The 24,818-nt window shown below is 49.7% G+C and carries 21 protein-coding genes; 8 read left to right on the top strand and 13 right to left on the bottom strand.

Going from position 1 to position 24,818, the window contains the following annotated elements:
* Positions 1-70: 70 nt before the first annotated feature.
* The 6 genes from rapZ to ilvA all read right to left on the bottom strand — a co-directional run bounded on the left by rapZ (position 71) and on the right by ilvA (position 5,660).
* A complete protein-coding gene (gene rapZ, locus E2I14_RS12425; protein ID WP_133328984.1) occupies positions 71-934 on the bottom strand; it encodes an RNase adapter RapZ in 864 nt (287 codons plus the stop codon).
* A gap of 26 nt (positions 935-960) precedes the next feature.
* Positions 961-1,905: an HPr(Ser) kinase/phosphatase gene (gene hprK / locus E2I14_RS12420; RefSeq protein ID WP_133328982.1), complete on the bottom strand. Its 945-nt coding sequence runs from the start codon at positions 1,903-1,905 to the stop codon at positions 961-963.
* 110 nt (positions 1,906-2,015) lie between these two features.
* Positions 2,016-2,483 carry a PTS sugar transporter subunit IIA gene (locus E2I14_RS12415; RefSeq protein ID WP_133328980.1) on the bottom strand — a complete coding sequence of 156 codons (468 nt, stop codon included), beginning with the start codon at positions 2,481-2,483 and terminating at the stop codon, positions 2,016-2,018.
* A 155-nt stretch (positions 2,484-2,638) separates the two neighbouring features.
* On the bottom strand, positions 2,639-3,247 hold the full coding sequence (locus E2I14_RS12410; protein ID WP_133328978.1) for a hypothetical protein: 609 nt from the start codon (positions 3,245-3,247) through the stop codon (positions 2,639-2,641).
* Positions 3,248-3,269: 22 nt separating this feature from the next.
* Complete coding sequence (gene queF / locus E2I14_RS12405; protein WP_133328976.1) at positions 3,270-4,106, bottom strand: NADPH-dependent 7-cyano-7-deazaguanine reductase QueF; 837 nt, start codon at positions 4,104-4,106, stop codon at positions 3,270-3,272.
* A gap of 3 nt (positions 4,107-4,109) precedes the next feature.
* A complete protein-coding gene (ilvA, locus tag E2I14_RS12400) occupies positions 4,110-5,660 on the bottom strand; it encodes a threonine ammonia-lyase, biosynthetic (protein WP_133328974.1) in 1,551 nt (516 codons plus the stop codon).
* Between the two features lie 533 nt (positions 5,661-6,193).
* Here ilvA and E2I14_RS12395 point away from each other — a divergent pair.
* The 8 genes from E2I14_RS12395 to ppc all read left to right on the top strand — a co-directional run bounded on the left by E2I14_RS12395 (position 6,194) and on the right by ppc (position 17,853).
* Positions 6,194-10,171, top strand: a complete 3,978-nt coding sequence (locus E2I14_RS12395) for a DUF3683 domain-containing protein (RefSeq protein ID WP_133328972.1) — start codon at positions 6,194-6,196, stop codon at positions 10,169-10,171.
* 28 nt (positions 10,172-10,199) lie between these two features.
* Positions 10,200-10,619, top strand: a complete 420-nt coding sequence (locus E2I14_RS12390) for an HIT family protein (RefSeq protein WP_227544724.1) — start codon at positions 10,200-10,202, stop codon at positions 10,617-10,619.
* A gap of 31 nt (positions 10,620-10,650) precedes the next feature.
* The gene (locus E2I14_RS12385) at positions 10,651-11,046 is read left to right on the top strand and encodes a gamma-butyrobetaine hydroxylase-like domain-containing protein (protein WP_133328968.1); all 396 of its coding nucleotides are present in this window, start codon (positions 10,651-10,653) and stop codon (positions 11,044-11,046) included.
* 209 nt (positions 11,047-11,255) lie between these two features.
* Positions 11,256-11,990 (top strand): bifunctional demethylmenaquinone methyltransferase/2-methoxy-6-polyprenyl-1,4-benzoquinol methylase UbiE, encoded by a 735-nt coding sequence (gene ubiE / locus E2I14_RS12380; RefSeq protein WP_133328967.1) that lies wholly within the window; start codon positions 11,256-11,258, stop codon positions 11,988-11,990.
* 134 nt (positions 11,991-12,124) lie between these two features.
* A complete protein-coding gene (locus tag E2I14_RS12375) occupies positions 12,125-12,712 on the top strand; it encodes a ubiquinone biosynthesis accessory factor UbiJ (RefSeq protein ID WP_133328965.1) in 588 nt (195 codons plus the stop codon).
* Positions 12,702-14,258: a ubiquinone biosynthesis regulatory protein kinase UbiB gene (gene ubiB, locus E2I14_RS12370; protein ID WP_133328963.1), complete on the top strand. Its 1,557-nt coding sequence runs from the start codon at positions 12,702-12,704 to the stop codon at positions 14,256-14,258. The genes E2I14_RS12375 and ubiB overlap by 11 nt, the downstream gene beginning before the upstream one ends.
* A 13-nt stretch (positions 14,259-14,271) precedes the next feature.
* A complete protein-coding gene (locus E2I14_RS12365) occupies positions 14,272-14,892 on the top strand; it encodes a methyltransferase domain-containing protein (protein ID WP_133328961.1) in 621 nt (206 codons plus the stop codon).
* A 156-nt stretch (positions 14,893-15,048) separates the two neighbouring features.
* Complete coding sequence (gene ppc, locus E2I14_RS12360) at positions 15,049-17,853, top strand: phosphoenolpyruvate carboxylase (protein ID WP_133328959.1); 2,805 nt, start codon at positions 15,049-15,051, stop codon at positions 17,851-17,853.
* A 128-nt stretch (positions 17,854-17,981) separates the two neighbouring features.
* Here ppc and E2I14_RS12355 read toward each other — a convergent pair whose 3' ends face one another.
* The 7 genes from E2I14_RS12355 to E2I14_RS12325 form a co-directional block, all read right to left on the bottom strand.
* Complete coding sequence (locus E2I14_RS12355; protein ID WP_165967823.1) at positions 17,982-19,892, bottom strand: T6SS phospholipase effector Tle1-like catalytic domain-containing protein; 1,911 nt, start codon at positions 19,890-19,892, stop codon at positions 17,982-17,984.
* A complete protein-coding gene (locus E2I14_RS12350; protein ID WP_133328955.1) occupies positions 19,879-20,475 on the bottom strand; it encodes a hypothetical protein in 597 nt (198 codons plus the stop codon). Before E2I14_RS12350 ends, E2I14_RS12355 begins: the two co-directional genes overlap by 14 nt.
* A complete protein-coding gene (locus E2I14_RS12345; RefSeq protein ID WP_133328953.1) occupies positions 20,462-21,067 on the bottom strand; it encodes a hypothetical protein in 606 nt (201 codons plus the stop codon). The genes E2I14_RS12350 and E2I14_RS12345 overlap by 14 nt, the downstream gene beginning before the upstream one ends.
* Entirely contained in the window at positions 21,054-21,653 is a 600-nt protein-coding gene (locus E2I14_RS12340; protein ID WP_133328951.1) for a hypothetical protein, read from the bottom strand. Before E2I14_RS12340 ends, E2I14_RS12345 begins: the two co-directional genes overlap by 14 nt.
* Positions 21,640-22,179, bottom strand: coding sequence for a hypothetical protein (locus tag E2I14_RS12335; protein ID WP_133328949.1), 540 nt, complete (start codon positions 22,177-22,179; stop codon positions 21,640-21,642). The genes E2I14_RS12340 and E2I14_RS12335 overlap by 14 nt, the downstream gene beginning before the upstream one ends.
* Before the next feature lie 14 nt (positions 22,180-22,193).
* Complete coding sequence (locus tag E2I14_RS12330) at positions 22,194-23,081, bottom strand: DUF4123 domain-containing protein (protein ID WP_133328948.1); 888 nt, start codon at positions 23,079-23,081, stop codon at positions 22,194-22,196.
* A gap of 2 nt (positions 23,082-23,083) precedes the next feature.
* Positions 23,084-24,818, bottom strand: a 1,735-nt coding sequence (locus E2I14_RS12325; RefSeq protein WP_133328946.1) for a type VI secretion system Vgr family protein, incomplete at its 5' end; no start/stop codon positions are given.

The following is a 24,818-nucleotide window of genomic DNA, read 5'->3' as shown; positions in this document are numbered from 1 at the left end:
TTGATGAAAAAAATGGCTGAAGAAATTCAGCCATTTTTTATGCAGCGCTTAGGTGAAATTGCGTGGGCGATTATTGAATTTCGCGGTGCCGGATAATGACTTGTTCGGTGGCTTTGAAGCGTTCAGCCAATTGCTCAACAAAATACACCGAGCGATGTTGTCCGCCGGTGCAGCCGATACAAATAGTGAGATAACTGCGATTATCGTATTTAAATGAGGGCAGCCATTTTTCAATAAAACTGCTGATGTCACCGAGCATTTCTTGCGCTTCTTCTTGGTCTTCCAAAAACAGCTTGACCGGCAAATCTTTGCCGGTCAACGGGCGTAAATTAACGTCGTAATGTGGATTCGGAATCGTCCGAACGTCAAACACTAAATCCGCATTGAGCGGCACGCCAACTTTGAAGGCGAAAGATTCAAACAAGATCGTGATGCTGCTACGTTCGATTTTGACCAGATCTTTGATCCAAATACGCAGTTGATTGGCTTTAAGCCCAGAGGTGTCAATGACGGCGGCCAGCACTTCAATATCACTGAGCAGTTTGCGCTCGATGTGTATGCACTCAATGAGCGTGCGCGGATCGTTTGGATTTTGACCTGGCAGCAGTCGGTGCGACAGCGGATGGCTGCGGCGGGTTTCGGAAAAGCGGGCAATTAATGAGTCGGTTTTAGCCGTCAGAAATAATAAATCAAGTTGGTGGCCGCGTGATTTGAGCAGATGCATGCTATTGATTAAGCCGCCCATCGAACTGGAACTGCGCGCGTCAATCGCAACGGCAACGTTATCGATTCCATCGCGTGCCAAGGTATCAATTAACTGCAATAACAACGACGGTGGAAGATTATCCACGCAATAAAAACCAGCGTCTTCGAGAACGTTTAATGCGACCGATTTACCCGATCCCGAAATGCCTGAAATGAGAAAAATACGCATGGTTTTCCAGAGTTAAAGGTGGGTGATTACTCTTCTTCGTCGCTCATGGCTTTGCGTTGTCGCTCCATGAATTCTTGGAGAGTATCAATGCCGCGCAACTGCAAAATCGTGTTCCGAACCGCGGCCTCCAACAACACCGCAATATTTCGACCAGCGGCCACTGGAATGGTTACTTTGCGGATGGCAAGGCCCAGCACTTCTTCGGTTTGCGCGTCAATCGGCAAGCGTTCAAAGTTTTCTTCTAACGTGCTACGCCGAACTAGGTGCACGATCAACTTCAAACGCATTTTGCGGCGCACCGCAGTTTCCCCAAAAATGGCACGAATATCCAACAAGCCCAAGCCGCGTACTTCGAGTAAATTTTGCAGTAATGGCGGGCAGCGGCCTTCAATCATGTTTGGCGCAATGCGCGAAAACTCGACCGCATCGTCGGCCACTAAACCGTGGCTACGAGAAATCAACTCCAAGCCCAACTCGCTCTTGCCCAAACCGGATTCGCCCGTAATCAACACGCCAACGCCGAGCACGTCCATGAAAACGCCGTGCATGGTTGTTTGTTGCGCTAAACGTTTGGATAAAAACACGCGCAGGAAGTCGATGACTTGAGCGGAAGGCAGCGGGGTAGAGAACAGCGGAATATTATTGTCGTCGCACACCGCCATCAAATCGGCGGGCGTTTCAAGGCCTTGAGCAATAATTACCGCGGGCGTGCCACCCGCAACCAGATCGCGGAACAGGTGAGCGCGGGTATTGACCGAGATGCGCTCGTAGTAGGCTTTTTCTTGGTGTCCCATGACTTGAATCCGACCTGGGTGGATTAAGTTTAAATGGCCAACTTGGTCAGCGGCAGATGTGGCATCACCAAAGATTAATTTATCGCCGCCCGAGCAGCCCGCAAACCAGCCCAATTTGAGCAAATCGCGGTTGTCTTCGTAGATGTTTTGGATCGAAAGCGTACTAGGATTTGGCATGAAGGGGTGACCCAGAGCGAGTTAAATTAACGGTCTATTATAGCCATTAATTAGCGCCCTTAACCACAGCCGCTCGCTCTAATGCCTAGGCTTTATTGCTGAATTCTTAATTAAGCCGTTATTTGAGGTTGCCAAGCCATCAGGCGTTGATGCACTGCGGTTGCATCGGCTTCGGTGCTGAGTTCATTGCGCACGGTGGCGTCGGAAAACATCTCAGCGATTTCGGCCAGAATCGCCAAATGCTGCTTGGTGACATTGTCAGGCATGAGCAAAAAGATCAGCAGATGCACAGGTTCGCCGTCGGGCGACTCAAATGGAATTGGCTCAGCCAAGCGGATGAAGGCCGCAACAGGCTTTTTTAATCCTTTGATGCGCCCATGAGGAATTGCTACGCCATGTCCCAAGCCAGTGGAGCCTAAACGCTCGCGCGCGAACAGGTTTTCAGACACAGTTGATCGGGCTATTCCGCAATTATTTTCGAACAAAAGTCCGGCTTGTTCAAAAGCCCGCTTTTTGCTGGAAACTTCAAGATTTAATAGCACGTTCGTGGCAGGCAGGATTTTTGAAATATTCGTCATGGTGCTAGGAAGGAGTAAAACAACGCCTCAAAAGTTCGCGTGGCGCAAATTATAGGCTTCTTGCCACAATGTGCAACTTCGAGAGCTTTTTCTGTTGGATATTGAGCAGAGTAACTCTCGATGTGTGTAACAAACTTAAATTAATTGCCTTTTAATTACTTAACTGCCACGCGCAAGTTGAAATACAGCACGTTACCGTTGACGCTGCCAGACAGATGCGGCACATAAGTCATGGTGACTTTGGTGTCGCGCGTGCCGACTGAAAACATCGGCAAAATGCCTGGGAATGGAATGCTGTTAAAGATGTCGGTGCGGCTAACCAAGCCAGCATTAACGCCAGCGCCAATTTCCCAATTGCCGCCAATTGGCTTCATCCATTGATAGGTGTAGCTCGCGTTAATTTGTGGTTTGAAATGCGAATCGGAAATCGCCAAGATTTGGATACTTTCTTCATTATCTTTCGCGTCGCGCAATTCTTTACTCACACCGAAACCCCAAGCGTCGGCATTTAAGGTTGCGCGTTTTGCTGGCGAATAGGTGCGCGGATCGTGCCAAGTGTAACCCGACAAAATAATCGATAAACGACCGTTGTCGTACAGATTTTCTGTGGTAGTGACGGCGCTGTTATACAGCGTTGAGATGCTCGGAAACCAACTAGATTGATCGGTGTTTGCTGGGCTAGTTGTTTCGGTTTGGGCGTTCGCTGAAAAAGCGCTGCTTAATACCAATAAAGCCGCTAGGTTGCGTAAATTAAGAATGGTCATGGCGGATAGTTAAAGTAAAAAATTATTGTCGCGAATTGCGTAAATTGGACGGGGTTTGATTGCTAGAAAAATTACTGCGCCACGGATTAATATCCAATCCACCACGGCGGGTGTAGCGCGCATAGACAGCCAGTTTTTGCGGCTTACAGGCGACTAAAATATCGTTGAAAATACGCTCAACGCATTGCTCGTGGAATTCGTTGTGGTTGCGAAATCCGATTAAATATTTCAGCAAACCTTCTTGCTCAATCGGCGCGCCGACATAATGAATTTGCACACTTGCCCAGTCGGGTTGGCCGGTGACTAAGCAATTGGATTTCAATAAATGAGACACCAAGGTTTCTTCGATTGGCGCGGCTTCACTATCCGATTTCAACAACGCGGTATTCGGTGAATATTGGTCAACGTCGATGTCCAGCCGATCTAATAATAATCCGCTCAATTCACCGAATTGATATTGCGAAAATTGCTCAGGCAACGTCAACTTAATTTGCACTGGCGCGCCAAAGCCGGCCGAAATATCTTGCTTAAGCAACGTTAATAAAGCATCCGAATCAGCCAACTTCGTTTGGTTGAATGAATTTAAATACAGCTTGAACGATTTGGATTCAATGATGTTGTGCGAATCGGCTGGCACCATAAACGTGGCAATCGCGATTTGTGGTTTGCCACGTAAATTTAACCAAGAAACCTCATAGGCATTCCAAATATCCATGCCAAAAAATGGCAGGCTTGCGCCCAAGCCAATTTCGGCGCGTTTGGCCGCGCGCGGGATCGGAAACAGCAAACTGGCGTCATATTGCGTGACGTAGGTACTAGTTTTGCCAAGGGCAGAATTGTCGGGAGTATTTTCTTGCATGACTTATTTCTGATTGCCTTGAGCTAAGAATAATTTGTACACAGGATTGCTGCTTTCGTCCCAATGGCGGTAGCCCAAATTGGCGAGGAATTTTTTGAATTCGCGCATTTCGTTTTTCGGCACTTGCAGGCCGACCAAAATACGGCCGTAATCCGCGCCGTGATTGCGGTAATGGAATAAGCTGATATTCCAATTCGGCGCCATGCTGGACAAGAAGCGCATCAACGCGCCCGGACGTTCTGGGAATTCAAAGCGGTATAGGATTTCATCCTTAGCCAAATCGCTCTTGCCGCCGACCAAATGGCGGATATGTAATTTGGCCAATTCATCGCCCGACAAATCGAGCGTGGCAAAACCGTGCTTGATAAAACTCTTGGCGATTTTGCCCGATTCATCGCGGTTGTTGACTTGGATGCCGATGAAGATGTGGGCCGATTGTTGGTCGCTGATGCGGTAATTAAATTCGGTCACATTACGCGGCCCGACCAATTCGCAGAACCGCTTGAAGCTGCCGCGTTCTTCTGGGATGGTCACCGCAAAAACGGCTTCGCGTGCTTCACCGACTTCGGCGCGTTCAGCGACGAAGCGCAGACGATCAAAGTTCATGTTCGCGCCGCTGGCGATGGTGATGAGGCTTTCATTTTTAAGCGGCGTTTTATTGGCTTTTGCTCGTTCCAAATAGGCTTTAGCACCCGCAATCGACAACGCGCCGGACGGTTCCAAAATACTGCGCGTGTCTTGAAATACGTCTTTTAAGGCGGCGCAAATCGCGTCGGTATCGACCAAGATGACTTCATCAACATAAAGCTGCGCGAGGCGGAAAGTTTCGTCGCCGACCAATTTAACGGCGGTGCCGTCAGCAAATAAACCGACTTCCGGTAAATCAACCCGCTTGCCGGTTTCTAAGCTGCGTTTCATCGCATCAGCATCTACCGTCTCAACGCCGATGATTTTGATTTCTGGGCGCACAGCTTTAACGTAGGCCGCCACACCGCCCAACAAACCGCCGCCGCCAACTGGGATAAAAATCGCGTGGATAGGCTCGGCGTGTTGACGCAAAATTTCCATCCCGATGGTACCTTGTCCAGCGATGACATCAGGATCGTTGAAGGGATGGGCGAAAGTTAGCTTGTGCTTTTTTTGTAGCATTAGCGCGTGAGCGTACGCGTCCGAATAGGAGTCGCCATGCAGGACAACTTCTACATTGTTACCACCGTGCATTCTGACCGCATCGATTTTGACTTGCGGTGTCGAGCTAGGCATTACGATAGTGGCGTGGCACTTCAGTTTGGCGGCTGAATACGCCACACCTTGCGCGTGATTACCAGCCGAGGCGCAAATGACGCCGCGCTTTAATTCTTGCGGCGAGAGCTGCGCCATGCGGTTGTACGCGCCGCGAATTTTGAAGCTAAACACGTTTTGCATGTCTTCACGCTTGAAGAAAATGCGGTTGTGGTAGCGCTCGGTCAGGGTGGGGGAGAGTTCTAACGGACTTTCGATGGCGACATCATAAACACGGGAAGTTAATATTTTTTTTAAATAGTCGGTACTCATAAAGGCCAGCCAAATCCGTTGCAAAATAATCGAGCATTATAAGCTGAAAACCACTGCTTTAACTTCGTGGAGTAGTCATAAGTGGTTGAATAAATATGATTATTTCAGTGAAATCGGGTGTAATTTGGGCCGTTTGTAATCCATTAATTCATTTTGTTTAAGGGGCTGGGCAAAATGACGTGGAATATTTGGCGCACGAACGGGTAGTTAAGAAATCGGCTGAATAAAATAGTGCAAAGCCAAATAAATTTCGATTTTTTGTCCAATTTGGGGCGAAAAGGACGCCTTATTCCTAATTTAATTTCGTTTTGACGCGAGAAAGAGTTACACAGGTACAACGTGGTGCAACGCAATACGATAAAATGGTGCGAATTATTTTCTATGCCTTACCTTGCTGGGCGCAGTTTTTCGTTTAATAAAGTCTTTATTTAAGAATTTCGTCACTTTTTTGCCGAAATTGACCGAAGTTGTGTTGTTTTGCTGATATTTCGGTTCCACGGTTTGCTGCCCTTGCATTTTTATAACAAGCTCCCATGAACGCTCCTGCTCAAATTCACGCTCTAAATCTTGCTCGTCCCGATGCCGCACCTACGCGCTTGCGCGAAATTCCGTACAACTACACCTCATTTTCCGACCGCGAAATCGTGATTCGTTTGTTGGGTGAACCCGCTTGGCACGTTTTGGATACCTTGCGCGCAGCGCGTCAAACCGGCCGTTCGGCACGCATGTTGTACGAAGTATTGGGCGATATCTGGGTGGTGCAGCGTAATCCGTATTTGCAGGACGACTTGCTCGACAATCCCAAACGCCGCCAAGCGTTAATCGATGCGCTCAATCATCGGCTAGCCGAGGTGGAAAAGCGTCGTGTGCAAGACCCAGACCAAGACGAACAAGGGATAGAACGCAGTAAAAGCGTAGCGATATTGTTGCAAGCGGCACGTGGCGCGGTCGAAAAATTCGCCCAAGAGTTTCGTAATACCTACGATTTACGCAAACGCGCCACCAAATTATTGGCCCGTTACACCGCCAAAGATAATATCAAGTTTGACGGTTTATCCCGCGTTTCGCACGTCACCGACGCGACCGACTGGCGCGTGGAATACCCGTTCGTGGTGCTCACACCAGATACCGAAGACGAAATGGCGGGGCTAGTTAAAAGCTGCTTCGAGTTAGGACTAACTATCATCCCGCGCGGCGGCGGAACAGGTTATACCGGCGGCGCGATTCCATTAACACCGCGCTCGGCGGTGATTAATACCGAAAAATTAGAAACCCTGGGCGCGGTAGAAATGACCGTCTTGCCGGGACTAAGCACGCCATACGCCACGATTTATTCGGGTGCTGGCGTGGTCACTAAACGCGTAACTGATGCGGCTGAAAAAGCCGGCTTCGTGTTTGCGGTCGATCCAACTTCTGCCGAAGCATCCTGCATAGGCGGTAACGTGGCGATGAATGCGGGCGGTAAAAAAGCCGTGTTATGGGGCACCGCACTGGACAATTTAGCGTCATGGCGCATGGTTGATCCGAATGGCGATTGGCTAGAAGTCACGCGCTTGGAGCACAACCTAGGCAAGATTCACGATGTAGAAGTCGCCAAATTTAAATTGGAATGGACTCATCCCGGCCAGCAAACGCCGTTTAAAACTGAACAACTCGACATCCCCGGTCGCACCTTCCGCAAAGAAGGTTTGGGTAAAGACGTCACCGATAAATTCTTAGCTGGTTTGCCCGGAATTCAAAAAGAAGGTTGCGACGGCTTGATCACCTCAGCGCGCTGGATTTTGCACAAGATGCCAAAATTTGCGCGCACGGTTTGCTTGGAGTTTTTCGGCCAAGCGCGCGATGCGATTCCGTCGATTGTGGAGATCAAAGATTACTTAGACGGACAAACCAAACAAGGCGGCGCGATTTTGGCTGGCTTGGAACATTTGGACGAACGTTATCTACGCGCAGTTGGTTACACCACCAAATCTAAACGCGGCGTCTTACCAAAGATGGCGCTGTTTGGCGACATCGTGGGCGACGATGAAAACGCGGTCGCGTTGGCGGCGTCGGAAGTTATTCGGATTGCGAACACCCGCGTGGGCGAAGGCTTCGTCGCCGTTTCGCCTGAAGCGCGCAAAAAGTTTTGGCTCGATCGCGCTAAAACTGCCGCCATTTCCAAGCATACCAACGCCTTCAAAATCAACGAAGACGTGGTAATCCCCCTTGATCGCATGGGTGAATACACCGACGGGATCGAGCGCATCAATATTGAATTGTCGATTCAAAATAAATTGGCCTTGGTTGCGGCGTTACGTGATTATTTCGCGACGGGGAATCTACCTCTAGGTAAAAACGAAGACGCGGATGGCGAAGAAATTCCTGCGGCCGAAATTTTCGAAGACCGGATCGCGCAAGCGCAAGTGTTGCTGCAAGCAGTCGGTACTCGCTGGGAAACGCTATTGCAGGAATTGGATAAGCCGCTAGTCGAGTTCATTTCGCAACTAGCAGACATTGGCTTGGAAAAACTCACGCCAGTCTTAGAAGAACGTTTGCAACGGCAACCGACAGCGACCTTATTCGATGTGGTGCAAGATCGCACGATTCGGATTTCATGGAAAAACGAATTACGCGCCCAATTGCGCCAATTGTTTACCGGTTCGGCCTTTAAATTAATCTTGGATCAATGCGTCGCGACGCACAAAAAAGTGTTGCGTAGCCGCGTATTTGTCGCGCTGCACATGCATGCTGGTGACGGCAATGTGCACACCAATTTACCGGTCAATTCCGACGATTACGATATGCTGCAAGTCGCGCACAAAGCGGTTGATCGCATTATGGTTTTGGCGCGTCGCTTGAATGGGGTGATATCTGGCGAGCACGGAATTGGTATCACCAAGTTGGAATATCTCACCGAAGCCGAGATTAAAGATTTCCGCGACTACAAATTACGCATCGATCCTGAAGGTCGTTTTAACAAAGGTAAATTGCTTAATTTATCTGGCTTAGACGCCGATTTGCGTAACGCCTACACACCGTCATTCGGTTTGATGGGGCACGAATCGCTCATCATGCAGCAAAGCGATATCGGTGCGATTGCCAATAGCGTGAAAGATTGTTTGCGCTGCGGTAAATGCAAACCGGTGTGCGCGACCCACGTTCCGCGCGCTAATTTATTGTATTCACCACGCAATAAAATTTTAGCGACCTCGCTGCTGGTAGAAGCCTTTTTATACGAAGAACAAACGCGGCGCGGGATATCGATCAAGCATTGGGAAGAATTTGAAGACGTGGCCGATCATTGCACCGTTTGCCATAAGTGTTTAACCCCTTGCCCGGTCAATATTGACTTTGGTGATGTGTCGATGAATATGCGTAATTTATTGCGCAAGATGGACAAAAAGTCCTTCAATCCCGGCACCGCGACCTCGATGTTTTTCTTGAATGCGAAAGACCCTGCGACGATCAAAGCGGCACGCACGATGATTTTTGGCGTCGGTGTTACAGCCCAGCGTTGGGGAAATACTTTGCTCAAATCGTGGGTTAAAAAGCAAACCAAAGCGCCGCCATCGTCTGTTGGTAAAGCGCCGATCAAAGAACAGGTAATCCACTTCATCAATAAAAAAATGCCGGGTAATCTGCCCAAGAAAACCGCGCGTGCTTTGCTCGATATTGAGGACGATAAAGTCGTGCCGATTATTCGTAATCCGCAGCAAACAAATGCGGATACCGAAGCGGTATTTTATTTCCCGGGTTGCGGCTCAGAACGGTTGTTCTCCCAAGTCGGTTTGGCAACCCAAGCCATGTTGTGGCATGTTGGTGTGCAAACGGTGCTACCACCGGGTTACTTGTGTTGCGGCTATCCGCAGCGCAGCGCGGGCGATTTTGAAAAAGGCGACAAAATCATCACTGACAATCGCGTGCTGTTCCATCGCATGGCGAACACCTTAAATTACCTCGATATTAAAACCGTGGTGGTGTCGTGCGGTACGTGCTACGACCAATTGGCGGGTTACCAGTTTGAGAAAATTTTCCCGGGTTGCCGCATGCTCGATATTCACGAATATCTATTGGAAAAGAACGTTAAATTAGAAGGCGTAACGGGTACGCGGTATATGTATCACGACCCGTGCCATACACCGATGAAATTGCAAGACCCGCTTAAAACGGTGAACGGTTTGATCACCACGGTCGATGCACAAAAGATTGAGAAGAACGATCGTTGCTGCGGCGAAGCCGGTACGTTGGCGGTTTCCCGTCCAGATGTTTCTACCCAAATCCGCTTCCGCAAAGAAGACGAGATGACGAAAGGCGCAAACAAACTGCGTGCCGATGGTTTTGATGGTGACGTCAAAATCCTCACCTCGTGTCCCGCTTGCTTGCAAGGCTTGTCCCGCTTTAATGAGGACAGCGGCAGCACTGCTGATTACATCGTGGTCGAGATGGCCAAGCATTTGTTGGGCGAAAACTGGATGCAAGACTATGTTGCCAACGCCAACAACGGCGGCATTGAGCGCGTGTTAGTGTGATTATTTTCGTCCATAGGAACCGATGAACATGCCCAATAGCCAGTGCGAGTTATGTCAGCAACAAGGTGACGTGATTGTCAAAGCCGACGAATGGCGCGTTGTGTTAGTCAACGATGCGCACTATCCCGGTTTTTGTCGCGTCATCTGGCACGAGCACGTGCAGGAAATGAGCGATTTGCCGTTGGAAAAGCGTACCTTGATGATGAATGTAGTTTGGCAGGTTGAGCAGGCGATTCGTGACGTGATTCAACCCGATAAAATCAACTTAGCCAGTTTTGGCAACATGGTGCCGCATCTGCATTGGCATGTGATTCCACGTTTTAAAGACGATATGCATTTTCCTAACCCAATTTGGGGGCAGGTTGAGCGCAGCATTAATCCCGCAATGCGAGAGCGCGCTGGCTTGATTCCGGCGTTAAAAGCGGCCATCCAAGCGCGCTTAGCCTAGTCTTTTGCAACCTCTACAACAAAATAACATCATGACTCCAACAGCTATCCAAGTCCGCACTCAATCCAAAGTGCTCGAAATCGAATTTGAGTCGGTAACTTTTTCATTACCCTTTGAATTCTTGCGCGTGTATTCCCCGTCCGCCGAAGTGCAAGGGCACGGAGAAGGGCAGCAAACTTTGCAAACTGGTAAGCGTAATGTGTCTTTAACGGCGCTAGAGCCAGTCGGTAACTACGCGGTCCAGCCACATTTTAATGATGGTCACAACAGCGGCTTATTCACTTGGGAATACTTGTATTGGCTGGGTGAAAATCAAGCGACGCTGTGGCAAGAGTATTTAGATAAGCTGCAAGCGGCGGGCTATCCTGCTGAGACGGGGCGGGATATTCCCATGATGGCCGCACCCAAAGGCTGCTCGTCGCATTAAGAAGTGAATCGGCAGGTCACCATTTCTGTACAGGCAACCCGCGCGGTTACCATCCGCTCGCAGCACCAATAACGTGAATTCCGCAACCAAGGACAAGCGCCACCGCTGTCCCGATCTAATACCGAGAAATCCCAGCTAGTTTTGTAACCCCAGGGCAAAACAACTATAATTCAGCATCTTTCGGTTCCACGCTAAATTGAGCACAAATCATGACAAATACCACCCATTTTGGTTACGCCACAGTCGAAGAAAATGAAAAAGTCCACAAAGTGGCGGAAGTTTTTCATTCTGTCGCATCCAAATACGACGTGATGAACGATTTAATGTCGGCCGGTTTGCATCGGGCGTGGAAGATATTTACGATTGCTCAAGCTGGTGTGCGCCCAGGATTTAAAGTGCTCGATATCGCCGGTGGTACGGGTGATTTGTCTAAAGAATTCGCCAAACAAGCCGGCCCATCCGGTGAAGTGTGGTTGACCGATATTAACGAATCGATGTTGCGCGTTGGTCGCGATCGCTTGCTTAACAAAGGCATTTTGACCCCGACCTTGTTATGCGACGCCGAAAAAATCCCCTTCCCAGACAATTATTTTGATCGTGTCACCGTAGCTTTTGGATTGCGCAATATGACCCACAAAGATGCCGCCTTAGCCGAAATGCGACGCGTACTCAAACCGGGTGGCAAATTATTGGTGTTGGAATTCTCTAAAGTCGCGACCGCTTTGCAAAAGCCGTATGACGTTTATTCCTTTTCTGTTTTGCCATGGCTAGGAAAAATGATCGCCAATGACGCCGACAGCTATCGGTATTTGGCGGAATCAATTCGGATGCATCCTGATCAAGAAACCTTAAAAACGATGATGCAAGAAGCCGGTTTGGATTGCGTGAATTACTTCAATCTATCGGCTGGTGTGGCGGCTTTGCATACTGGTATTAAGCTGTAAATAAGTTGTAATAAAGCTGCAGTAAAGCGGCGAATAGGCAGCCTAACCGTTGCGACGAGATTTTTTCCAAGATTCAAATCGATGCACGACTAATGTTGACCTGACGCTTAACCAGCTCAACTGATAACCAGAAAATGAACCCAACTTTAATTCTGCCCGCCCTCAATCACCTACTAGCCCAAGAACCTTGGGCCGCTGAGCAATTGCAGCAACACGCCGGCAAAGTCGCGTGCATTGAAATTGCGCCGATCGCATTGCGTTTAAAAATTAACGCACAGGGACAGCTTGATTCAGCCGCGGACGATGAAGTCGCCAATGTCACGATCCGCATCAATCCCTCGGACGTGCCCTTGATTTTGCAAAACAAAGAGCGCGCTGCCTCGTATGTAAAGTTAGAAGGCGACGCGGATTTGGCGCAAACTATTTCTGACCTAGGTAAAAATTTACGGCCTGATCTAGAGCATGAGTTAAGCAAAGTGTTTGGCGACATCGCAGGCCGCCGAATTGCACAAACCAGTAAATCAGTTTTCTCCACCTTGCAAAGCAATGCGCAAAAACTGCAAGAAAATCTAGCGGAATATTTTTTAGAAGAAAATCCCATGCTAGTTCGTCCGTCCCAAGTCGCTGAATTTGCGCAAAACGTGAGTCGCACTCGGGATGATGTTGAGCGCTTAATGAAGCGATTAGAAAAATGTGAAAAGGCGCGTTCGGATGTTGGGTAAATTTTCTCGATTATTAAAAATATTTTCAGTCACCGCGCGTTATGGATTAGACGAAATTGCGTTTTCAACCTTGGGCGCTGGAAGAGCGGTGCGTGCTTTAGAGTTGCTGCTGTTTTGGCGCGACTTGAGTGCGCCGCGCGGCCAGCGGTTGCGGCTTGCGCTAGAAGAATTGGGCCCGATTTTTGTTAAGTTTGGTCAGGTGTTATCGACCCGGCGCGATTTGATGCCGATGGATATTGCCGATGAACTCGCCAAGCTGCAAGACCGCGTTCCACCGTTTGATAGCGATTTGGCGATTGCCCAAATTACCAAATCATTGGGCGCGCCGCCGGATCAATTATTTGCCACTTTTGAGCGCATTCCGGTGGCTTCCGCCTCGATTGCGCAAGTGCATTTTGCGACCTTAAAAGACGGTCGTGAAGTCGCGGTCAAAGTGCTGCGCCCAGCCATGAAAAAAAGCATCGATCAAGACGTGGCCTTGATGCACGTTGCGGCTGGTTTGCTGGAATGGGGCTGGAAAGACGGCAAGCGCCTTAAACCCAAGGAAGTCGTTGCTGAGTTCGATAAATATCTGCACGACGAATTAGATTTAATGCGCGAAGCCGCCAACGGCAGCCAATTGCGTCGTAATTTCGCCGATGGCAAATTGCTGTTGGTGCCAGAAATGATTTGGGATTTTTGCTCGGACTCGGTCATCGTGATGGAGCGCATGCGTGGCGTTCCAGTGTCGCAAATCGATAAGCTGATCGAAGCCGGTGTCGATTTGAACAAGCTCTCGCGCGACGGTGTGGAAATCTTCTTCACCCAAGTTTTTCGTGACGGCTTTTTTCACGCTGATATGCATCCCGGTAACATCATGGTGTCGATTGATCCTGCTACCTTGGGCCGCTATATTGCGCTCGATTTTGGGATTGTCGGCACGCTCAATGATTTCGACAAAGATTATTTATCGCAAAATTTCTTGGCCTTTTTTAGACGCGATTACAAGCGCGTGGCACAAGCGCATATTGAATCCGGTTGGGCGCCAAAAGATACTCGGGTCGATGAATTAGAAGCTGCGGTGCGGGCTTGTTGTGAGCCGATTTTTGATCGCCCATTAAAAGATATTTCGTTTGGTAACGTGCTGCTGCGCTTATTCCAAACGTCGCGTCGCTTTAACGTGGAAGTGCAACCGCAATTGGTTTTGCTGCAAAAAACCTTGCTCAATATCGAAGGTTTAGGTCGTCAGCTTGACCCAGAATTGGACTTGTGGAAAACGGCCAAACCGTATTTGGAAAGCTGGATGGCCGAGCAAATGGGTTGGCAGGGTTTGTGGCAAAACTTGAAAAATGAAGCGCCGCGTTACGCGCACATCTTGCCGCAGTTGCCGCGTTTGGTGCACGGCGCATTAAGTCGCGCCGCCGAAGACACGCAACCGCAATTAATCACGCAACTGCTGCACGAACAACGCACCACCAATCGCCTTTTGCGCACCATTATTTGGTTTGCAGGCGGATTCTTGGGTGGCGTGGTTTTATTGCAGCTTTGGTCGTTCTTTATGGAGTAGTTCGCTCCACTCCATGCCTCATTCGCCCACCTTTACCCAACGCGACGCCAGCAATCCTGCTTTTTGGGATGAACGGTTTGAGCGGCAGTTTATGCCTTGGGATAAGGGCGGCGTTCCGCACGCTGCGCAGCGCTATTTTTCCTCTATCACTCACCACTCAAATCAGGCTTGTTTAATTCCCGGTTGCGGAACGGGTTATGAGGCGGCGTTCCTCGCGCAGCTTGGTTGGGATGTGGCGGCGATTGACTTTTCACCTGCCGCCGTTGCCGCTGCCAAAGCTGCCCATCCTGCCTGCGCTGATCGCTTTGTTGAAGCCGATTTCTTTGAATTTCAGCCCGCCGAGCCGCTGGCGTTCATTTATGAACGCGCTTTTTTATGCGCGCTGCCGCTACATTTGCGTGCGCAGCTTGCGGCGCGGTGGGCTCAATTGCTGCCTGCCAAGTCCTTATTACTGGGATTCTTTTTTATCACCGAAGCCACGTCCAAAAGTGGCCCGCCTTTCTCCATTAGCCAAGCCGAGTTAGATGGGTTGTTAGCGCCTCATTTCGATTGCCTAGAAAACAATCCAGTCGATGATTCTATCCCCGTTTTTGCTGGTAACGAGCGCTGGCAAATCTGGCAAAAGCGCGATTAATTTTATTCACTTGACGCAATGCAACATAAGCGAGGAAAATCACGTTTAACGGCGAATTTTCAGAATTTAATTTTGAAAGTTCGCGTTTTTCTGTGTTTAAACAAATTATTTTGCTTGTCTTCCGATTAATTTTGCTATTTGATAAAGATTCCTAGCATGAACGCTCTGGTTACGCCTGCTGCATCCAATTCCTCCGATCTCAATAATCTCGCTGGCGCTGACGACAAAGATCAGCAATTGCGTGACGACATCCGTCATTTAGGCCGCATTTTGGGCGATACGGTACGCAGCCAGCACGGCGAAGCGATCTTCAACATTATTGAATCGGTGCGCCAGAGTGCGATTCGATTTAGCCGCGATGGCGATGAAGCAGGTAAGAAGAGTTTGGAGCAGTCGCTCAATTCATTAAGCAATGACAATTTGACCCGCGTGATTCGCGCCTTTAGCTATTTTTCGCACCTCTCCAATATCGCCGAAGACCAACATCATATTCGCCGCTCACGCGCCCACTTGATTGCTGGCTCACCACCAAAGCAAGGCAGCTTGGCCTTCACTCTGAGTTCATTGTTAGACAGCGGACACAAGCCAGCCGAATTACTCGAATTCTTTCAAACGGCTTTAATCAGCCCAGTGCTGACCGCGCACCCCACCGAAGTGCAGCGCAAAAGTATTTTGAACTGCCAAATGGTGATTGGTCGTTTGCTCAATGAACGCGACCGCATGCAGCTTACGCCCGAAGAATCAGCCGCTAACGAAGAAGCCTTAAATCGCGCGGTCTTAACCCTGTGGCAGACCCGCATGCTGCGTACGTCTAAATTGTCGGTCTTGGATGAAGTTGAAAACGGCCTGACTTTTTATGATTACACCCTGCTGCGCGAACTGCCAAATTTGTACGCTGGATTGGAAGATTTATTAAGTCAGCAATTCAACTCTAATCCTGCGGTGGAATTGCCCAGCTTCTTTAAAATGGGAAGCTGGATTGGTGGCGACCGCGATGGCAATCCTTTTGTGACCGCCGATATTTTGGAAAAAACCTTGGCCATGCAATGTGGCCGCGCTCTGCGTTTTTATTTGGAAGAATTGCACGCGCTGGGTTCGCAATTATCGGTGGCGCAATTATTGGTTGGCGCGTCGGACGAGTTGCTGCAATTGGCGGCCCATTCGCCCGATCAATCCCAGCATCGCTCAGACGAGCCGTATCGCCGCGCGATTGCCGGCATGTATGCGCGCTTAGCGGCAACGTATCGGCATTTGTTGGGCGGTGAACCGGTGATTCATCCAACGGGCGACGCAGAGGCGTATCAAAACGTTGAGCAGTTGTCGGCCGATTTAGCGATTGTGCATCGCTCCTTGTTGTCCAACGGCTCCGCTGCTTTAGCGCGCGGTCGTTTGCGTCATTTGCGTCGTGCGGTTGATGTATTCGGCTTCTCGTTAGCGCCGATCGACTTGCGCCAGAACTCCGATGTGCACGAACGCGTGGTGGCTGAATTATTAGCCAGCGCCAATCCTGAGTGCCGCTATTTAGAGCAAGACGAAGCAGGGCGGATTCAATTGCTGCTGGCCGAAATCAGCACACCGCGCCCGTTGGCTTCGCCTTACATCACCTATTCCGAAGAAACGCAATCCGAGCTATCCATTTACCGCGCCGCCCGCACCGCGCAAGATCGCTACGGCAAAGCCGCAGTGCCGAACTGCATTATCTCCAAAACCGATAGCGTCTCTGATTTATTGGAATTGGCGGTTCTGTTAAAAGAGGCCGGTTTATTGCATCCGCAAGAAGCGCGTTTGGATGTGAACATTATTCCGCTGTTTGAAACCATCGGCGATTTGCAAAACAGCGCGCCGATCATGCGGCATTTATTAAGCTTGCCCGAATACGCTCGCTTGTTGGCAAGCCGCGATAATGCGCAAGAAGTGATGTTGGGCTATTCCGATAGCAATAAAGATGGCGGCTTCTTAACCTCAGGTTGGGAATTGTACAAAGCCGAGTTAGCTTTGATCGACGTATTCGCCGAAAAAAATGTGCGCCTGCGTTTATTCCACGGTCGCGGCGGCTCAGTCGGTCGGGGCGGTGGACCGAGCTACCAAGCGATTTTGGCCCAGCCTGCTGGTGCGGTACAAGGTCAAATTCGTTTAACCGAACAAGGCGAAGTCATCACCGCCAAATACGCTAACCCCGAAGTCGGTCGTCGCAATTTAGAAGTATTAGCCGCCGCCACCTTGGAAGCGAGTTTGCTAGCTAAAACTGAACCTGCACCCAAGCCAGAATATTTGGCTTGCATGGACGCATTATCCGAACATGCTTTCACTGCTTACCGCGATTTGGTTTATGAAACCGAAGGGTTCGAGCAGTATTTTTGGGAATCCACCGTGATCTCAGAAATCGCTGGACTAAACATCGGTAGCCGCCCAGCTTCGCGTAAAAAAACCACCGCGATTGAAGACTTACGCGCCATTCCGTGGGTCTTTAGCTGGTCGCAATGCCGCTTGATGCTACCCGGCTGGTACGGTTTCGGTTCCGCGGTCAACGCCTATTTAGCCGCTAACCCTGACACTGGCTTGGCTTTGCTGCAAGAGATGTTTGTTAACTGGCCGTTCTTCACCACCTTGTTATCCAATATGGAAATGGTCTTAGCAAAAAGCGACCTCAACATCGCCCGCCGCTACTCGGAACTAGTCAACGACGAGCAGTTACGCAACACCATCTTCAACCGTATTTGCGAGGGACATAGCGCCACCATCACCGCATTGAAATCAATCTCGGGCCAAAGCGATTTATTAGCCGCCAACCCGCTATTAAAGCGCTCGATCCGCAATCGCTTCCCCTACATGTCGCCACTCAATCACGTGCAAGTGGAGCTGCTAAAACGTTACCGCAACGGCGACCAAGACGAACGTGTACGGCGCGGGATACACATGACGATTAACGGCGTGGCAGCGGGGTTGCGCAATAGTGGTTAATTGACGATGATCTTGGAGTTCTTGATTGCCCTTGGTTCAGGGCAATGGTTTTCTTAGATAGATAGATAGACAGATAAGGCCTAGTCGACTTTATCTGTCTGTTAGTTGGAATCACAGCGCTCTGGTGTTCAAAATGCCTCCTTCATTTTCTGCCAGCCATCCTCCACGTACTTGGTGACATTCACCACGATTCGCTCACCTGTTTGTTCGACTTCAAGCGCCAAGGATTTGGTTTCGTTTGCGGCAGAAAGTACCATTTTTTCACCTGCATCAAAGGTTTTGGTCGCCATCTTACTCGTGCTGTCGATGATCTCTAGCGCATAGGTTTTTCCGGTCGTGATAATAAATTTCTCGCCGACGGCATAGGTTCGTTGAATGTCTTTTTTGCCTTGGGTCCACCGCTCTACGACCACCTTCTCAGCACTGTAATAAACCCGAATCACGTTCTGCGAAACGTCTTTGGCGACCTCATCAAACCAGCGCAAACCGCGCGCTAGGATGTTGATGCTGGATTCAGTTACGCCGCGTTGGCGAAAGTAGCTAAACGGTTCAGCCCCCATCAAAAAACCTGCTTTGGAATCGTGCACATAACTGGCAAACATCGTTTGGATTGCTGGCGTGGCAAAGCTATTCCACGCATCCAACGACCATTTCGGTACCGTGAGCATTTGGGCGTAGGCCGCGGCGCTGGCGTCTTTGAGTGCGGCGGCGGCACCGACAACAGGGATCGTGTAATGCAGCACATTGGCGATAGTCACCTTGTGCGATTGTTGTAGGCCGTGCCGGATAAATCGTGCCTCCTCATCAATCCCCGCCCAGAGCCGAAAACTCTGTCTCTCGGTTTGACCCGGCGTAGTTTTATTGTGACGCGCCAGCGTACCCAAGCCCGAATATAGCGCCACCATATGTTGCTTAACCTGCTGTTCGACCGAACCGCTTGGTGCAACGGCGCGCATGTAATTAGTAAAATCCGTGACCACTTTAGGATCGACATGAAAGCGTTCATCGTAGGTCTGCGCCGCTACTTTTTTTAACTCTTCCAATGAATACATCCGCACCCCCGCATTAAGCGCAAATTGCATCATGCGATGTTGTGGTATGCGCCCGAGCTGATTGGTAATGCCCTGATTCTTAGGCTCATATCCACCCCCGACGTCCGAATGCACGCCCGGATAGACGTATTCATTCCAGTTAGCTGGGAGCCTACCTTGGTAGCGGATCAAATCAACTGGAAAGCTAAAGCGCAGTTCGTGCGCCGCTACAAAGTGCACACATCGCTCCACTTGCTTGGGTACTCGCAGATTCTTTTCGGTAAAGAACGAATCCATATTGGCAGCAGGTAGGCCGAACGACGCTACGGTATCAAACAAGCCCATAAAATGGATGAACACGGGAAAGCCTTGGTAAAGCAATTGCCCATCGACCACGGTGCAGCCACTGACAAAATCATTACTGAACGCCCGAGCCAACGCAGCACCGCGCGAAAAACCAAAGATCGACAAATTAATACGGCGAATGAGTCGGTGTCCGCCTAGCGCCTTGGTCAATTCATGTACCGATAGCGCTTGACCTTTCGTCGCGTAGCGTTTCTCTTCGGTGTTAAGCTGTTGTGCGCCCGCGAGCAGGGCTTGTTTTAAAGCGTTGTTGACGTTGTCCTGTCCAAATTCGGTGCGCCGAGTACCACCAGCACCGGACGCGCCGCCAGCAATATTGTCTTCGGCTTTGATCAGTTTATCGTCGATCCAGTTAGCGGCCGTGCCATTGAAGGGAGTGCCTACGCCGGAGATGTAGATGGGGTAGTTGTTTTTTATTCCCTTGTTAAACTGGTCCTGAGAGCGCACATAAGTTGAATCGTGTATGCGTGCGATATTGCTCCATTTTTTATTCTTATCATCTGAGCTTTTATTGTTGCCAGTACCGTCAAAGAACACACTTATATTAATCACGTCAGCGCAGTCTTGATTGTGTGTATGGGGTGTGTCAGGAATTTCGCGATTGCATGCCATTGCGCGAATCAATGTTTTGTTAGGGGTTTGCATTGGACGTTCTCCGTTTAATAATGGCGTCACGTAGTAATTTTCCTCTGGGTGTTTCTTGCGGATAGCCATCAACCGCAAAATTGAATTCGGCGGTTTCGTCGGGATAAATATGAATTCCTATGTAAACTGATCCTTTGGGGATATTTTCTGGTTTTAGAATTAAATTATTCTTTGCTGTGACGGTTTCGCCTTGACGTGGCATACCCTCTGGGCCACCTAATCGCCATGTCAGCTTTTGAGGGCCTAAAGTAAATTTGGCATTTACAATCACGCCAGTTCCACTTCCACCGCCTCCCACCCATGTGTCGTTCATAAAGACGTCAAAGATCATGACGTTAAAGCGACCAATTTGGTCGTAATAACTAAATAAAACAGCATTTAAATTAACCGATTCAGGTTGCATTAGTCCTCCAAGTGGATTGTGTTGTCCGCAAGCGGAAAGAGGTAAGCCAAGTGCCAGTGCTGCCAGTCGTTGCAGGGTTTTGCGTTTGGTTGTGATAGGTTGAATATTGGGGATCAGTGGAGCGTTAACTTCATCGTTGTATGCCACCGCGCTGAAAAGAGGCTTATCAGTTGCCTGCATTGTGCAAACTCCTTCTCCTGTTATAACGCGATTTTTGTAGTTCTTGATCTTTTGGAGTTTCCGGAGGATAGCTATCAGTCGAAAAATTGAACTCGGCGGTTTCATCGGGATAAATATGTATGCCGATATAGTTCGTTCCCGGAGGCACATCCTCACGACGTAAAACTAAATGATTTTTTGCAGTAACAGTATCACCATTCCTTGGCATCCCCTCTGGGCCACCCAGTCGCCATGTGATTATTTGAGGGCCAAAGGTAAATTTAGCTCCGACAATTACCCCAGTGCCGCTGCCGCCATCTCCGACCCATACACCGTTAATAAAGACATCAAAGATGACCACATTAAAATTATCTATATGGTCGTACGAGCTAAATAAAACTGCATTTAAATGAATCGTTTCAGATTGCATTAGTCCTCCAAGTAGATCGTGTTGTCCGCAAGCGGACAGTGGTAAGCCAAGCGCCAGTGCTGCGAGTCGTTGCAGGTTTTTGCGTCTGTGTGTTTTGGCGTGATTAGTTGGGCTGACAGAGTCGTTAGGAATGCTGCCATCGCATGCAAGTGGGTTGCTTACTCTGCCTTTACTTCGCTGCATGCGACGTCCTCCTTTTAATAATGGCATCTATTAATTTTTTTCCGCGTGGTGTTTCTTGTGGGTAGTTATCTGTTGAAAAATTAAATTCGGCTGTTTCATCTGGGTAAATGTGAATCCCGATGTAATTTGATCCTTTGGGGATATCTACTGGTTTTAGAATTAAATTATTCTTTGCTGTGACGGTTTCGCCTAGACGCGGCATACGCTCTGGGCCACCTAATCGCCAAGTAAGTTTTTGAGGGCCAAAAAATAATTTCACTCCGGTTATGACCGATCCACCACCACCTGCCCCGCCTACCCATACACCGTTTAAAAAGACGTCAAATGTCGTTGCATTAAATCCATCGATTTGATCGTAATAACTCCACAGAACTGCATTTAAAATAATTGAATTAGGTTGCATTAATCCTCCAAGTGGATTGTGTTGTCCGCAAGCGCTAATAGGTAAGCTAAGCGCTAATGCTGCGAATCGTTGCAGGGTTTTGCGTTTGGTTGGAATAGGTTGCTTATTAATAGTCGCTATTGGGTTGCTGTCAGTGCGGTGGCATTTCATCGCACGGCTTATTGAACTTTTAACGCGACGCATTCGACGTTCTCCGTTTAATGATGGCGTCACGTAGTACTTTTCCTCTGGGTGTTTCTTGCGGATAGCTATCAACCGCAAAATTGAATTCGGCGGTCTCGTCGGGATAAATATGTATGCCAATATAATTTGCGCCTTTGGGTATGTCTTCGCGACTTAAATTCAATGGATTCTTCGCTGCCACGATTTCGCCCAGACTAGGCATACCCTCTGGACCATCTAATCGCCATGTCAGCTTTTGAGGGCCTAAAGTAAATTTGGCATTTACAATCACGCCAGTTCCACTTCCACCGCCTCCCACCCATGTGTCGTTCATAAAGACGTCAAAGATCATGGCGTTAAAGCGACCAATTTGGTCGTAATAGCTAAATAAAACAGCATTTAAATTAACCGATTTAGGTTGCATTAGTCCTCCAAGTGGATTGTGTTGTCCGCAAGCGCTAATAGGTAAGCTAAGCGCTAATGCTGCGAATCGTTGCAGGGTTTTGCGTTTGGCTAAATTGGCTTTTACGGATGTTGGTTTGGTCATAATTGATTACGGTTTTAAGGGAACTGTTCCAGTGCTTGTGTGAGCGTGATTTGCTGTTCGTGGACTTGTTGTAGCAGTTGTCTGATACTGCTATTGGTGTGCATCTGCGTGCCATAAATCAAAGTGGCGCAGATGTAGTTGAGACGATCGCGCATATTTTGGAGGCCAATTTGATTTGCTTGGCTCAACGCTGCTCGGACCGTTTCGTACCGTTGCTTTTGGGGTATCGGCTCAATTAAGTTGGATTGATTTTCGTATAGATAGGCTAGCAGTTGGTCTGGCAGATTAACGTCCGTTAGCGCGTCGAGTTGTTGCTGTGTCAGTAGTAGGGGGAGCGTAACGGGTTGCGCTGTGAGCGGTGGTGTCGGTGTTGGCGCTTTGGGTACAAGTTGGTGGATGTCACCATCGCGTGCGCTGTACCACCATGAATTAATTGGTACTAGAAATGCCTCCCGTTGTGAGCGCGTCAAAATCGGACCGGTGACGTAAAGGCTGGTATCAGAAGGGTTGCCTAATAGTGCCGCAAGCACGATGGGATCCCATAGTGCTAGGACCATCTCAGTATTATCCGTAGGTAGTTGAACTAGCATCCATGCCGCTAAATGATCGTGTAGCACTTGGCCTGTGTTGGGGCTAGCAATCAGCGTCAGGGATGCGGGATTGTTGGTTAATTGACTCGATACCCTTTGCCATAGGGGCGACGATTCAACATAGGGCGGCAAGGCGATCAAGGCCGGGGAGGCTATCTCGATCTCACTAAAAAACACTATCGGTGTGAGTAAGGGCTCTAGTTTGGTGAGTTCGCTAATTATGTTTGGCGCTTGTGCGGTATCAATTAAGGCCAATAATGTGTTCATTTGGGAAGCTGCGGCGAGCTGTAGTTGTAGGGAATTTGTTGGCATGATTAATCTCCAAATTGAACAAGCGATGCGCGGGACTGCGCTCTTTTAAGCATGCATTCAATGCAAATATGTTTAGGGAAAGTTGGAAGCTTTGGGAAGTTGCTCTTTGGCCCCGCCATCAAATGCGCTGCCGCGTGTTCCAACCAATACCCGTTGGTGCCGTGGGTGATGCCATCTTTGCTCCATTCGGTAAAGCTGCCGCCACCGTTGATGACGACTTTTTTCTTGGCAGTGATGTAGATGCTTTCGTGGTCGCTGCGGAAAGTGAGTTCGCGTAACGCTTTGAGTTTGATGGCGTCCTTTTGCGCTTGAATCGTCACCACTCCGCTGCCCGCGATAAGCTTGGCACCGAGTTGATACACCATGATGGAGCAGCCGCGTTTGATGGCGGTAATTAATGATTTGCCCACCGAAATAGAGGTATCTTTGCCGCTGGTGATTGCAATATGTTCGCCGCTGCTAATGTGGGTCGATGCGGGGGTGGTGGCGTGGATGCCCGCTGCGCCAGCGAGCACGACATGGGGCGCGCTGAATTCGGGGAAGCTGCCCGCTTGGCTTGCTTGCGAGCCTTGAATGGCGGCATTGTCGCGTTTGAGTGTATCGGGGATGTCGTTGGGAGTTTGTCCGTCAATGTGCGCGTGATGACGATGCGCCAAGTCCGCTAATTCCTCCTGCTGTTGCTGCGCTTGCTGTAACCGATCAATCGTCTCGTCCATATCGGTGATGTGATTGTGCGCGTTGGGACGTGCTTCGGTGGTGATGAGTAAGCCTTTGCCGGCGCGCACGGCACCGTGTCCGTCGGTGCGGAGTTCAAAGCCCTGGCCGCGTGGATCGGTGCGTCCTGCGTTGTCGTCGATACGGGTGATGTGCCCGAGTGACAGTTGGCTGTCTAAATGGTCGCTCTTGAGTTGGGTCTGAATCTGACCGGGACTGTCGTCCATGATCAGATGGTTGCTGCGCCCACTGGCACTGTTGCCCCCGTTGGGTGTGAGTTCGCGCGAACGCATGCCCGAGAGCGCTTGCTGGGACGGTAAATTCCACGGCGGTAGATTGGATTGGTTATAGACGCGTCCCGTGCAGATCGGTAAATCGGGGTCGTTTTCCATAAAGCTAACCAACACCTCTTGCCCAATGCGCGGCAAGGCGATACTGCCCAATTGATTGCCCGCCCAAGTGCTGGTGGTGCGCAGCCAGCAACTGCTGTGTTGATTATGTTGGCCCAATCTGTCCCACGGAAACTGGACTTTGATGCGCCCGAGTTGATCGGTCCAGATGGATTGGTCTGGCGGTCCAACGACCACAGCGGTGGTCATGGACATGCGCGGCTTGGGTGTGGTGCGGTCGGGGCGATAGACTTCGTTCATGGGATGGGCTTCGAAGCTCAGGTCTACGCGGTACTGTTGGGTGCGGGCTGAGGGCAGTGCGGATGAGGTAGCGGTTTCGCTGTTTGTTGAGGTGCTAATGGGAGCAATGTTGCTAGTGCTGCTGGTGGCCTGATTGGCTTGGGTTTCTTGATCGACGTCGGTAATGGTGAACTGGGTGGCGAGAATGAGGTAATCGGTATTGGCGGCATTGGCGGGATGCTGGGTTAAACGAAAGCGGTGGCCGGGGACCATGCCGCGCAGATTGCCTTGCCCAAAGGCCCGTCGCCCCGGACTGCGTAGCGCCTCCATGCGCAGTCGGGCGATAAAGTCGCCTTCGTCCCGCGGCGCATTCGGTCCCGCCGTTCCCGCATTG

The sequence above is a fragment of the Sapientia aquatica genome (genome assembly GCF_004358105.1).
GTDB lineage: Bacteria > Pseudomonadota > Gammaproteobacteria > Burkholderiales > Burkholderiaceae_D > Solimicrobium > Solimicrobium aquaticum.
This window is presented reverse-complemented; position numbering and strand designations above follow the sequence as displayed.